Genomic DNA, 12,104 nt, shown 5'->3' on the forward strand with positions numbered 1-12,104 from the left:
AAACTGGCGCGGGCCGCAACTGACGAGGAAACCATGCAGTTCAAACACGTCACCCTCGACTTCGACGGCTCGGTCGCGATCCTCAAGCTCGATCATCAGGAGGTGATGAACGCGGTCTCCGTCGACATGCTGGGCGGTCTTTCCGAGGCGCTCGATGCGATCGAGGAGAAGAAGGCCGAGGTACGTTGCGTGGTGCTGACCGGCGCGGGGCGCGCGTTCTGCACCGGCGCCAATCTGCAAGGCCGCAACAACCAGTCGAAGAAGACCAAGGCCGGCCTGACGCTCGAGACCGGCTTCCACCCCTTCCTGCGCCGCATCCGCAACCTGCATTGTCCGATCGTCACCGCGGTCAACGGCCCCGCCGCCGGCGCCGGCATGAGCTTCGCGCTGCTCGGCGACATGATCCTGTGCGCGCGCTCGTCCTACTTCCTGCAGGCCTTCCGCCGCATCGGGCTCGTGCCGGATTGCGGCTCGACCTGGCTGCTGCCGCGGCTGGTCGGCCGCGCGCGCTCGATCGAATTGTCGTTGATGGGCGAGCGGCTGCCGGCCGAGAAGGCGCTGGAATGGGGCCTCGTCAACCGCGTCTACGACGACGGCGTCCTGATGGAGGAGGCGATGAAGCTGGCGCGCGATCTCGCCAGCGGCCCGACCGTGGCGCTGTCGCTGATCCGCAAGCTCTATTGGGACAGCCCGGAAAATTCCTTCGAGGATCAGCTCAACCTGGAATTCCAGTGCCAGCTCCGCGCCGGCGACACCGAGGATTTCCGCGAGGGCGTCGGCGCCTTCCTCGAGAAGCGGCCCGCGCAGTTCAAGGGCAAATGATCGAGGCGGAGCTTTCACGCAGCGTCCAGCGCTGGTGCAAGGGCGCGACCGGCGCGACCTCTGCGGCCAAATTGTCGGGCGGCGCCAGCCAGGAAACCTGGCGCTTCGACATCACGCATCCCGATGGCGTGATCGGCGCCATCCTGCGCCGCTCGCCGAAGGGCTATGGCGCCGCGCCGACGCGCGCGGCCGGTCTTGCCGCGGAAGCGCAACTGATGCAGCTCGCCTATGAGGCCGGCGTGCCGTCGCCGCGCGTGATGCATGTGCTGGTGCCGGAGGACGATCTCGGCACCGGCTTCATCATGCAGCGGGTCGAGGGCGAGACCATCGCGCGCAAGATTCTTCGCGATGAGGAGTTTGCCGCGGCGCGCCCCATTCTGGCGCGGCAGATCGGCGGAATTCTCGCAGCGCTCCATCGGCTGCCGCAGGACAAGGTCCCCGAGTTGCGCACCCGCGGTGCCGTCCAGGAGATCGCCGAGTTCGAGCGCGACTATCGCAGCCTGAACTGGCCCAAGCCCGTGTTCGAGCTGGCGCTGCGCTGGCTGCGCGACCACGATCCCGGTCCCTCGGCCGAGACAACGCTGGTGCATGGCGATTTCCGCAACGGCAATCTCATCATCGGCGCCGACGGCGTCCGCGCCGTGCTGGACTGGGAGCTCGCCCATCTCGGCGATCCCATGGAGGATCTCGGCTGGGTCTGCGTCAATTCCTGGCGGTTCGGCGAGATCGACAGGCCTGTCGGCGGCTTTGGCTCGCGCGAGGAGCTGTTCGCCGCCTATGAAGCGGCGGGCCGCAAGGTGGACCCCGAACGCGTCAAATTCTGGGAAGTGATGGGCACGCTGCGCTGGGGCATCATGTGCGGCGGCATGATGCAGCGCTTTCGTGAAGGCCCCGACCATTCGATGGAGCGCGCCATGATCGGCCGCCGCGCCTCCGAGACCGAGATCGATCTGTTGCGGCTTCTCGTGCCGCGCGGGAGCTGACACATGCAGGACGAGCCGACTCCGATCGAGCTGACCAAGTCCGTCGCGGACTTCCTCCGCAGCGACATCGCGCCGCTGATCTCGGGCCACCAGGCCTTCAAGCTGCGCGTTGCCATCAACATCCTCGACCTCGTCACGCGGCAGCTGACGCGGGAGGCGGGGAGCGACGCGAAAGAGGTGGAGCGCCTGCGCGCGCTGCTCGGCATCGATGGCTCGGTCATGGAGCTGAACCGCGCGCTCGCCGAGCGTATCGCCAGGGGCGAGGTCGATCTGGCGACGCCCGGTCTCGCCGAGCATCTCTGGGCGACCACGATGGACAAGCTCGCGGTCGATCAGCCGAACTACGCGTCGTACAAGCGAGAGCTGGAGCGCTATTCGTAGGATGGGTTTCGCTGCGCTCTACCCATCCTACGCACTCCATCCGCCGTCATTGCGAGGAGCTCTTGCGACGAAGCAATCCAGATTGCCTCCGTGAAAAGATTCTGGATTGCTTCGCTACGCTCGCAATGACGAGCGGAGAGAGACCGTTACTTCCCCACCCATTTCGGCGGCCGCTTCTCCGAAAACGCCTTCGGGCCTTCGATGTAGTCCTGCGAGGCGACCATCGCCTGCACCGCCGGGTAATCGCGCTGCTCCGCGATCGCCTGCTCCAGCGACACGCCGAGCCCCTTCTGGATTGCCTGCTTCGAGGCCCGGATCGACATCGGCGAATTCTTGGCGATCGTCTCCGCCCAGCGCAGCGCGGCGTTGAGCGCCTCGCCCTGCGGCACCACCTCGTTGACGAAGCCGAGCTCGAGACCTTCCTTGGCGCTGACATGGCGCGCGGTGAGGATCATGCCCATGGCGCGCTTCAGCCCTATCTGGCGCGGCAGGCGGTGCAGGCCGCCGGCGAGTGCGGCCAGGCCGACGCGCGGCTCGGGCAGGGCGAAGGTCGCGTTCTCCGCGGCAATGATGAGGTCGCAGGCGAGCGCGATCTCGAAGCCGCCGCCCATGGCAACGCCGTTCACCGCGGCGATGATCGGCTTGTCGCAGTCGAAGCGTGAGGTGAGACCGGCGAAGCCGCCCTTGTCCCAGCCGCGTTTGCCGCCCGCCGCCTGCCACTTCAGATCGTTGCCGGCGCAGAACGCCTTGTCGCCGGCTCCGGTGACGATCGCGATCCATTGCTCGGGATCGGCCGAGAAATCGTCAAACACTTTCTGCAGCTCGAAATGCGCATCGGTGTGCAGCGCGTTGTAAACCTCGGGCCGCGACAGCGTGACGATCGTGATCGGCCCCTTGCGTTCCACCTTAGAAAATTTCAGCTCCATCGCGCGCTCCCGGATTTTCTTTCGAAGGAATATTGGCGCCATACTACCGTGCGGCTGCGCCTGAGCACCATCGAATTGCGCGGGCGCGCCTTGCGTTGCCGTCACGTCTCGGCTTGCTTGACTTGCACGCGCTCTTCTCCGCTTAATCGTGCCAAGCAAGAACGCGCCCAGCGCCTTAACGCAAAACGATAAAATCGATCCGGGAGAGGACCTGTGGATTTCTCATTGCCTGCCGATCTCGTCGCCTATCTCGGAGAGCTCGACCGTTTCATCGAACGCGAGATCAAGCCGCTGGAAGAAGCCGACGACAACATCCGCTTCTTCGACCATCGCCGCGAATGGGCGCGCACGGATTTCGAGAATGGCGGCCTGCCGCGCCACGAATGGGAGGCCTTGCTCCGCAAGGCCAAGGACCTTGCGGATGCCGCCGGGCATCTGCGCTTCCCGGTGCCGAAGCGATATGGCGGCAGGGACGGCTCCAACCTCTGGATGGCCGTGATCCGCGAGCATTTTGCCGCCAAGGGCCTCGGCCTGCACAACGACCTCCAGAACGAGCATTCCATCGTCGGCAACTTCCCCGTCGTCACCATGCTCGACCGCTACGGAAGCGACGACCAGAAGGCGATGATCGACGGCTCGATCAGGGGCAAGTATCGCATCACCTTTGGCCTGACCGAGCCGCATCACGGCTCGGACGCCACCCACATGGAGACGCGCGCGGTGCCCGCGACCCGCGACAACGTCAAGGGCTGGATCATCAACGGTGAGAAGATGTGGACCACCGGCATGCATGTGGCCACGCACTGCGCGCTGTTCGCACGCACGTCAGGCAATGACGGCGATGCCCGCGGCATCACCTGCTTCCTGGTGCCGGCGAAGAGCCATGGTGTGAAGGTCGAGGAGTACATGTGGACCTTCAACATGCCGACCGACCATCCGCGCGTGAGCTTCACCGACGTGTTCGTGCCGGAGGACGCCTTGTTCGGCGAGGTCGGTCGCGGCCTGTCGCTGGCGCAATGCTTCGTCCACCAGAACCGCATCCGTCAGGCCGCCAGCTCGCTCGGTGCCGCTGTTTACTGCATCAACGAGAGCGTGAAATATGCACGTGAGCGCAAACCGTTCGGCAAGGCGCTGGCGGAGAACCAGGCGATCCAGTTCCCGCTAGTCGAGCTTGCGACGCAAGCCGAGATGCTGCGCCTCTTGATCCGCAAGACCGCCTGGGAGATGGACCAACTCACCGAGGAGCAAATCGAGCGCACCCTGTCCGACCGCGTCTCGATGTGCAATTACTGGGCAAACCGCCTCTGCTGCGAGTCCGCCGACCGCGCCATGCAGGTCCATGGCGGCATGGGCTATTCACGCCACAAGCCGTTCGAGCACATCTACCGCCACCATCGCCGTTACCGGATCACCGAAGGCAGCGAGGAGATCCAGATGCGCAAAGTGGCGGGATTCCTGTTCGGCTATATGGGGCCGGGGAAGCATTGACTGTCATTGCGAGCGAAGCGAAGCAATCCAGAATCTTTCCGAAGAGGCAGTCTGGATTGCTTCGTCGCAAGGGCTCCTCGCAATGACGGAGGAGAGAGGCGTGCGCCTGCTCCCCGCAGCGTCATTGCGAGCGAAGCAATCCAGAAATGCCACCGCAGAGCGATTGGCTAATTCACCCGCCGATCCTTCCCGGCCCAATACCGCTCGCGCAACTGCCGCCGCAAGATCTTGCCACTGGGATTCCGCGGCAGCGCCGGCAGGAACTCGACGCTCTTCGGCGTCTTGTAGCCGGCGATGCGCGTCCGGGTGAAGTTGATGATGTCGCTCGCGCTCGCCTCCTTGCCGGGCTTCATCACCACGACCGCCTTGACCGCTTCGCCCCATTTGTCGTCGGGCACGCCGATCACGGCGGCTTCAGCGACGTCGGGGTGATCGCACAGCGCGCTCTCGACCTCGGCCGGATAGATGTTCTCGCCGCCGGAGATGATCATGTCCTTGATGCGGTCGTGGATGTAGAGATAGCCGTCCTCGTCCACGTAGCCGGCATCGCCGGTGCGCAGCCAGCCGTCGCCGCGCAGCGTCGCGGCGGTCGCCTCCGGCAGGTTCCAGTAGCCCGCCATGTTGGAGCCCGAGCGCGTCGCGATCTCGCCGACCTGGCGCGGCGGCAGCGGCTTGCCGTCCGCATCGAGGATCGCGATCTCGACGCCCGGCAGCGCCTTGCCGGCCGAGCGCATCCGCTTAAGTCCCTCGACGTGATCTTCCGGCGGCAGCGCGACGATGGTGCCCGTCGTCTCGGTCATGCCGTACATCTGCACGAAGCCGCATTTGAAGACCTCGATGCATTCCTTCAGCAGTGCTGCGGGAATCGGCGAGGCGCCATACAGCATGTATTTCAGCCGCGAGAAGTCCATTGTCCTGGCGCGCGGCTGCCGCACCACGAACTGCATCGCCGCCGGCACCATGAACAGTTTTGTGATGCCCGACTGCTCGAAGAAATCCAGAACCTTGGTCGGATCGAACTCGCGCGCGATCACGCCGCGGGCGCCGTGATAGAGTCCCATCACGCCCCACCCCGAGCCGCCGATGTGGAAGATCGGCATTGCCACCAGCGAGACGTCGTCGGTGGACCACCGGTTCCACTCCGGCTTGTCCTCGGCGTTGCCGGTCTGCACCAGGTTCAGGAAGTTTGCATGCGACAGCATCGCGCCCTTCGGCTTGCCCGTCGTGCCCGACGTGTAGAGCTGGATCGCGATGTCGCTTGTGTCGATCGGCACCTTGGGATCGTCGCCGCTCTGGGCATCGCGCCAGGTCGCAAAATCCTGCCATTCCGGCGCGCCGCCTTCGGTGGTGATGACGGTGCGCACGCCCGGCAGCTGGTCCTTGATCTGCTGGACCAGTGTGATGAACTCCGGCCCGACGAACAGCACCGGCGCCCTGCAATCCGACACGATGAAGGCGACCTCGGGCCCCGCGAGCCGCCAGTTCACCGGCGCCATCACCACGCCGGCCTTCATCGCACCCAGCAGCAGCTCGAAATAGACGTCGCTGTTCTTGCCGAGATAGGCGATGCGCTCGCCGGATCTGACGCCCATCGCGAGGAGGGCGTTCGCGACCTTGTTGGTCTTGATGTCGAACTCGGCGAAGCTGGTGGTGCGGCCCTCGAATTCGAAGGCGATGGCGCTGCCGCGGCTTTGGGCACGCTCGCGCACCATGTCGGCGAGGTTCGCCAATGGCTGTGTGGACATGTCTCTCCCGTAGCGTTTGTTTTTATGGCGGGGAGTGTGGCGACATCCGCGGATGAAGACAAGGTGGACAAGATCAGCCGCGGCCTCGTGTCCCGGACGCTGCGCAGCACGAAGTGATGCGCTGCAGAGCCGGGACCCGGCAGGCTGCTTTGTGCGTGAAGAGAGCTGGGCCCCGGCTCAGCAGCGCATCACGTCGCAAGTGCGACGCGCTGCACTGCGTCCGGAGCACGAGAGACAATCACCCCCGCTTCGCCCGGTCCTTCTCGTTCTGCGCCATGATGCTCTCGCGCGCGGTCTTCCAGTCGTCGTCGCTCCAGTCGCGGAGCTGGTAGAAGTTCCCGCCCATCGCGAGCGCCTGCGCGCCGTCCATGGCGATGGTCTCGCCATTGATCCAGTCACAGCCGCCGGAGATCAGGAACACCGCGACGTTCTGCAGCTCCTCCATGGTGCCGACGCGGCCCATCGGGTTCATAGCCTTGGTGCGCGCGCCGGCCTCGTCGCCCGGCTTGATGCGCTTGCTCATGCCCTCGGTCGGGATCTCGCCCGGTGCGATGGTGTTGAGGCGGATGCCGTGTCGGCCCCATTCGGTGGCAAGCGACATCGTCATGGCGTGGATCGCCGATTTGCTCATTGCCGACGGCACCACGTAAGGCGAGCCGTTGCGCACCCAGGTCGTGGTGATCGAGACGACGTTGCCGGGCTGCTTCAACGCGATCCAGCGCTTGCCGACTGCATGTGTCACGTAGAACGTGCCGTGCATGACGATGTTGGCGACCGCATCGAAGCCGCGCGGCGACAGCTCCTCGGTCCGCGAGATGAAATTGCCCGCGGCATTGTTGATGAGATCGGTGAGGGGACCATCGCGGAAGATGGTCTCGATCATCTCCTCGACCGCGAGCGCGTTGCGGATGTCGACGCCGTGGCTGGTGACGCGGCCGCCGTGGAGATCCATCAGCTCGGTCGCGGTCTCGTCGCACACGATCTTGCGCCGGCCGCAAATGTGCACCTCGGCGCCGAGCTGGAGAAAGCGCGCCGCCATCGACTTGCCGAGACCGGTGCCGCCGCCGGTCACGAGAATGCGCCGGCCGGCCAGAAGATTTTCCTTGAACATGGCTGTTTCCCCCGTAGGGATTGTCAGTTAATTGGTCGATTGACTAAATCCGGCCGCCGGCGTCCTGTAAAGCGGCACTGAACAAGAACAGGCAAGAACTAAGGGAGAATTCGTCCATGGACGATCGCGTCTCGATCTCGATCTCGGAAGGCGTCGCCGACGTGCGCCTGGTGCGCGCCGACAAGATGAACGCGCTGGATCAGCCGATGTTCGAGGCGCTCGTCGCCGCAACCGACCGGCTTGCGAAGGAGAAAGGCGTGCGTGCCGTCGTGCTCTCGGGCGAAGGCCGTGCCTTCTGCGCCGGGCTGGACATGGGGCGTTTTGCCGCCATGAAGGAGAAGGGCGGCAACGGAATTCCGGGCGGCGAAAATCGCGATCTCACGGTGCGCACCTATGGCAAGGCCAACTTCGCGCAACAGGCGGTGTGGGGCTGGCGCCAGCTACCGATGCCCGTGATCGCGGCCGTGCACGGCGTCGCCTTCGGCGGCGGCTTCCAGCTCTCGCTCGGCGCCGACATGCGCTTTCTCAGCGCGGATGCGCGGATGTCGATCATGGAGATCAAATGGGGCCTCGTCCCCGACATGGCGGGCACGCCGATCCTGGCCTCGCTGGTGCGCGACGACATCCTGCGCGATCTCACCTACACGGGGCGCATCTTCTCCGCGCAGGAGGCGATGGCCTACGGCCTCGCCACGCGCATTTGCGACGATCCGCGCGCTGCGGCGCTGGAGGTCGCGCGCGAGATCGCAGAGAAGAGCCCCGATGCGATCCGCGCGGCCAAGCGGATGCTGAACAATCTCTCGGTCGATCCGGGCCCGGCACTGCTCGCCGAATCCGTCGAGCAGCAGAAGCTGATCGGCAGCCCGAACCAGACCGAAGCCGTGCGCGCCAACCTGGAGAAGCGCGCGCCGAAGTTCGCGGATTGACGTTCTCCGTCATGGCCGGGCGAAAGCGCGAAGCGCGTCTTCGCGCTAGATGTCCCGGCCATCCACGTTCTTGATCTCGGCGATGAAGAAGAACGTGGATCCCCGGGACAAGCCCGGTGATGACGACCCACTAGCTCCCTCGATAGCCAATAAAGAAAAACAATAAAATGAACGAAACCTCCCCCTTCCTCGGCATCGTCTCCGCCGACCGCCGCCGTTCCCACGCCGAGGTCACCGACCGCGCCGACCGTATCGCCACCGGCCTCGCCAAGATCGGCGTTCGCCAGGGCGACAGCGTCTGCATGCTGATGCGCAACGACATCGCCTTCCTCGAGGCCGCCTACGCCGCGATGCGGCTGGGGGCCTATGGCGTGCCGATCAACTGGCACTTCAAGCCGGAGGAGATCACCTACATCCTGAAGGATTCCGGCACCGCCGTCCTGATCGCCCATGCCGACATGCTGCATGCCCTGCGCGATGCGATCCCTGCGGGCGTCACTGTAATCAGCGTGCCGACGCCGCCGGAAATCCGCGCCACCTACAAGATCGATCCGGATCATCTGACGACGCCGGACCTCGCGATCGACTTCGAAGCCTGGCTCGCGCAACACCCGCCCTATGACGGCCCGATCGTGCCGCAGCCGATGAACATGATCTACACCTCGGGCACGACCGGCCATCCCAAGGGCGTTCGCCGCAATGCGCCGACGCCGGAGCAGCAGGCCGCCGGCGAGCGCATGCGGGCGATGATCTACGGCCTCAAGCCCGGCGCCCGCGCGCTGCTGCCGGGACCGCTCTATCATTCCGCGCCGAACTCGTTCGGCATCCGCGCCGGCAAGCTCGGCGGGGTGCTGGTGCTGATGCCGCGCTTCGAGGCGGAGGAATTTTTGCAGGCGATCGAGCGCTACAAAATCGACACCATCTTCATGGTGCCGACCATGTTCATCCGCCTGATGAAGCTGCCCGAGGAGGTGCGCATGAAATACGACGTCTCCTCGCTCCGCCACGTCATCCACGCCGCCGCGCCATGCCCGGCCGACGTCAAGCGCGCCATGATCGAATGGTGGGGGCCGGTGATCTACGAGTTCTACGGCTCGACCGAATCCAGCGCCGTGACCTTCGCGACCTCCGAGGATGCGCTGAAGAAGCCCGGCACCGTCGGCAAGATCTCGCCCGGCGCCGAACTGCGCTTCATCGGCGAGGACGGCCGCGTGCTCGGCGTCGGCGAGATCGGCGAGATCTATTCCCGCATGGCCGAGATGGCCGATTTCACCTATCACAACAAGCCGGAGAAGCGCGCCGAGATCGACCGCGACGGCTTCATCACCTCCGGCGACGTCGGCTATATCGATGAAGACGGCTACGTCTTCATCTGCGACCGCAAGCGCGACATGGTGATATCAGGCGGCGTCAACATCTATCCGGCCGAAATCGAATCCGTGCTGCACGCGCTATCAGGCGTGCATGATTGCGCCGTGTTCGGCATTCCCGATGCCGAGTTCGGCGAAGCGCTGATGGCGGTGGTGGAGCCGCAACCCGGCGTCGCGCTCGATGCCGCCGATGTCCGCGCAAGGCTGAAGGCGCATCTGGCCGACTACAAGGTGCCCAAGCACATCGAGATCCGCAGCGGCCTGCCGCGCGAAGATTCCGGCAAGATCTTCAAGCGCCGCCTGCGCGATCCCTATTGGGAGCAGGCGGGGAGGAAGATCTAGCGATCGCGCCGTCGGACGTCGTGGGCCCCTGCCGGCTATTGCTTTGTCCATACGATGTCCTATATTTGTCCATACAGTTGCCGAGGTGGAGCATGTCGACATTCAGCGTCCGCGATCCCCGCGTGGCCCGCCTTGCCAGGAAGCTCGCAAGGCTAAGGGGGAGCACGATGACGGAAGCAGTCATTACGGCGCTCGAAAACGATCTGAAGCGCGAGCGTGACAGCATGCCTTTGGCTGACCGGTACGCGGAAATCGCTGCCGATCTCGCGGCGAAGGCCGGTCCCAATGGGCGCGAGGTGACCAAGGACGACATCGACGCGATGTGGGGTCAATAGTGTTCATCGACTCGTCCGTTTTCGTTGCCATCCTGGCGAACGAGCCCGAGGCGCGCGAATTCGCTGAGGCGATAGAACGGGCCGGCGATTGCTCCACGTGCGGCATCGCCCGTCTCGAGACGGTCATTACGGTTTCGACCAAGCTCGACCTTGCGCCGTCCGATGTCGATGCGGCTTTCGACCGCCTGCTCGAAGAGCGCGGCATCGGTGTCGTCGCCATTACGGACGATGTCGCCCGTGAGGCCGTTGCCGCGTTCGCGCAATACGGCAAGGGCAGGGGGCATCCCGCGCGGCTCAACCTCGGAGATTGCCTGATTTACGCGTGTGCAAAGCTCAATCGCGAGCCGCTGCTCTACAAGGGCTCCGATTTCGCCAAGACCGACATCAGGCAGGCGTCGAAACGCAGCCGATAGACCGGGGCAAGCGCTGTTTGCCAAACCGCGCGTCCGGAACCGGCATGGTCGAGAGCCGATACCGTCGCGGTCTTCGCAGCGACAATTTTCTCACCTATATAAAGCCGAGACCATCGATCGGATCATCCCATGGCCCCCGTTTCCATCCTGCTCAACATCCTCTGGATCCTCATCGGCGGCGCCTGGATGGCTTTCGGCTGGCTGATCGCCGCGATTGTCATGGCGATCACCATCATCGGCCTGCCTTGGGCGCGGGCAGCGTTCAACATCGCCGTCTACACGCTGCTGCCGTTCGGCTCGCGTGCCGTCAACCGCTACGACGTGACCGGCGTCGAGGACATCGGCACCGGCCCGCTCGGGGTGATCGGCAACATCGTCTGGTTCGTGCTCGCCGGCTGGTGGCTGGCGCTCGGCCATCTCCTGACCGCTCTCGTACTCGCCGTCACCATCATCGGCATCCCCTTCGCCTGGGCGCACCTCAAGCTCGCCGGCATCGCGCTCTGGCCGATCGGCAAGGTGATCGTGCCGGCATAGCTGGCAGCCGTAGGATGGATAGAGCGCCAGCGAAACCCATCGGTTCGTCCGCCGCTCACCAAGGTTGACGAACACGATGCGCTTGATTTTGCACCTGCTCGGCGGATTGATCTGCGCGCTGAGCGTGATTGCAATAAGTGTTGTTAGTCGCGGAACAGTTGAGCCCGTTTTCACAGCCGTTTGGACGCCAGCAACCTGGCTGGTTCGTCTGTCGAACGTGCTATGTCCACCAATGGGCGTCAGGTGCGTCCTGGGGTCGGTCAGCCAAGGCGCGCATCACCTTTGGTTCGGGCTCTGCCTCCTTGGCTTCTGGTGGATTGTAATGTCGTTCGCGATCTGGCCGCTCGTCCGCCGACGTCGACCGTCTTCAGAACCTTAGCTCGTAGGATGCGGCCTATTCGTTCTTGATCGCAGGAAAACAGCGCCTGCAAAACCAACCAAGAGGCATATTGCAAGCGTATAGCCGGCTGGATTCGTGAAACCCAGCCGATCGGCAAGGACGGTGAGGGCGACGGATATGATCACCTGCGCGATCCAGATGCGCCACGCGGCTTCTATCGCTTGCTCAAAGGTCGTCCGACGCAGATAGAGCACGCCCCATGAAGGTGCCAACAAGACGACCAGCAGAACGACGATCAAGACCGCCGCAAACATTGTTGCCTACTCCGCCTGCCGACAAGCGAGACCCGGAGGGCTGTCTTGGCGCCAGGATCTCCACAATGCAAGCG

Annotated in this window: 13 protein-coding genes; 9 read left to right on the forward strand and 4 right to left on the reverse strand. The window is 64.5% G+C overall.

Translation table 11 applies throughout. The features are described 5' to 3' along the window. Positions 1–33 precede the first annotated feature (33 nt). The 3 genes from BDOA9_RS15950 to BDOA9_RS15960 are packed head-to-tail and all read left to right on the forward strand — an operon-like array spanning position 34 to position 2,186. A complete protein-coding gene (locus BDOA9_RS15950; protein WP_025034946.1) occupies positions 34–822 on the forward strand; it encodes an enoyl-CoA hydratase/isomerase in 789 nt (262 codons plus the stop codon). Next, positions 819–1,805: a phosphotransferase family protein gene (locus BDOA9_RS15955; RefSeq protein ID WP_025034947.1), complete on the forward strand. Its 987-nt coding sequence runs from the start codon at positions 819–821 to the stop codon at positions 1,803–1,805. The genes BDOA9_RS15950 and BDOA9_RS15955 overlap by 4 nt, the downstream gene beginning before the upstream one ends. A gap of 3 nt (positions 1,806–1,808) precedes the next feature. Next, the gene (locus BDOA9_RS15960; protein WP_025034948.1) at positions 1,809–2,186 is read left to right on the forward strand and encodes a DUF6285 domain-containing protein; all 378 of its coding nucleotides are present in this window, start codon (positions 1,809–1,811) and stop codon (positions 2,184–2,186) included. 146 nt (positions 2,187–2,332) lie between these two features. Here BDOA9_RS15960 and BDOA9_RS15965 read toward each other — a convergent pair whose 3' ends face one another. Next, the gene (locus tag BDOA9_RS15965; protein ID WP_025034949.1) at positions 2,333–3,112 is read right to left on the reverse strand and encodes an enoyl-CoA hydratase-related protein; all 780 of its coding nucleotides are present in this window, start codon (positions 3,110–3,112) and stop codon (positions 2,333–2,335) included. Positions 3,113–3,325: 213 nt separating this feature from the next. Here BDOA9_RS15965 and BDOA9_RS15970 point away from each other — a divergent pair, with 213 nt between their 5' ends. Further along, positions 3,326–4,600 carry an acyl-CoA dehydrogenase family protein gene (locus BDOA9_RS15970; RefSeq protein ID WP_025034950.1) on the forward strand — a complete coding sequence of 425 codons (1,275 nt, stop codon included), beginning with the start codon at positions 3,326–3,328 and terminating at the stop codon, positions 4,598–4,600. Positions 4,601–4,767: 167 nt separating this feature from the next. Here the strand turns inward: BDOA9_RS15970 and BDOA9_RS15975 are convergent, their stop codons facing one another. Further along, complete coding sequence (locus BDOA9_RS15975; RefSeq protein ID WP_025034951.1) at positions 4,768–6,345, reverse strand: fatty acid--CoA ligase; 1,578 nt, start codon at positions 6,343–6,345, stop codon at positions 4,768–4,770. Between the two features lie 238 nt (positions 6,346–6,583). After that, entirely contained in the window at positions 6,584–7,456 is an 873-nt protein-coding gene (locus BDOA9_RS15980) for an SDR family oxidoreductase (protein WP_025034952.1), read from the reverse strand. A gap of 116 nt (positions 7,457–7,572) precedes the next feature. Here BDOA9_RS15980 and BDOA9_RS15985 point away from each other — a divergent pair, with 116 nt between their 5' ends. The 5 genes from BDOA9_RS15985 (at position 7,573) to BDOA9_RS16005 (ending at position 11,376) form a co-directional block, all read left to right on the forward strand. Then, complete coding sequence (locus BDOA9_RS15985) at positions 7,573–8,382, forward strand: crotonase/enoyl-CoA hydratase family protein (protein WP_025034953.1); 810 nt, start codon at positions 7,573–7,575, stop codon at positions 8,380–8,382. Positions 8,383–8,549: 167 nt separating this feature from the next. Further along, on the forward strand, positions 8,550–10,094 hold the full coding sequence (locus tag BDOA9_RS15990; RefSeq protein WP_025034954.1) for an acyl-CoA synthetase: 1,545 nt from the start codon (positions 8,550–8,552) through the stop codon (positions 10,092–10,094). A gap of 92 nt (positions 10,095–10,186) precedes the next feature. Continuing rightward, entirely contained in the window at positions 10,187–10,429 is a 243-nt protein-coding gene (locus tag BDOA9_RS15995) for a type II toxin-antitoxin system VapB family antitoxin (protein WP_025034955.1), read from the forward strand. Further along, positions 10,429–10,842 carry a type II toxin-antitoxin system VapC family toxin gene (locus BDOA9_RS16000; RefSeq protein ID WP_025034956.1) on the forward strand — a complete coding sequence of 138 codons (414 nt, stop codon included), beginning with the start codon at positions 10,429–10,431 and terminating at the stop codon, positions 10,840–10,842. Before BDOA9_RS15995 ends, BDOA9_RS16000 begins: the two co-directional genes overlap by 1 nt. 129 nt (positions 10,843–10,971) lie before the next feature. Continuing rightward, positions 10,972–11,376, forward strand: a complete 405-nt coding sequence (locus BDOA9_RS16005) for a YccF domain-containing protein (RefSeq protein ID WP_025034957.1) — start codon at positions 10,972–10,974, stop codon at positions 11,374–11,376. 375 nt (positions 11,377–11,751) lie between these two features. Here BDOA9_RS16005 and BDOA9_RS16010 read toward each other — a convergent pair whose 3' ends face one another. Continuing rightward, positions 11,752–12,030 carry a hypothetical protein gene (locus tag BDOA9_RS16010; RefSeq protein ID WP_025034958.1) on the reverse strand — a complete coding sequence of 93 codons (279 nt, stop codon included), beginning with the start codon at positions 12,028–12,030 and terminating at the stop codon, positions 11,752–11,754. Positions 12,031–12,104: the final 74 nt, after the last annotated feature.

It is taken from the genome of Bradyrhizobium sp. DOA9 (genome assembly GCF_000617845.2).
Lineage (GTDB): Bacteria > Pseudomonadota > Alphaproteobacteria > Rhizobiales > Xanthobacteraceae > Bradyrhizobium.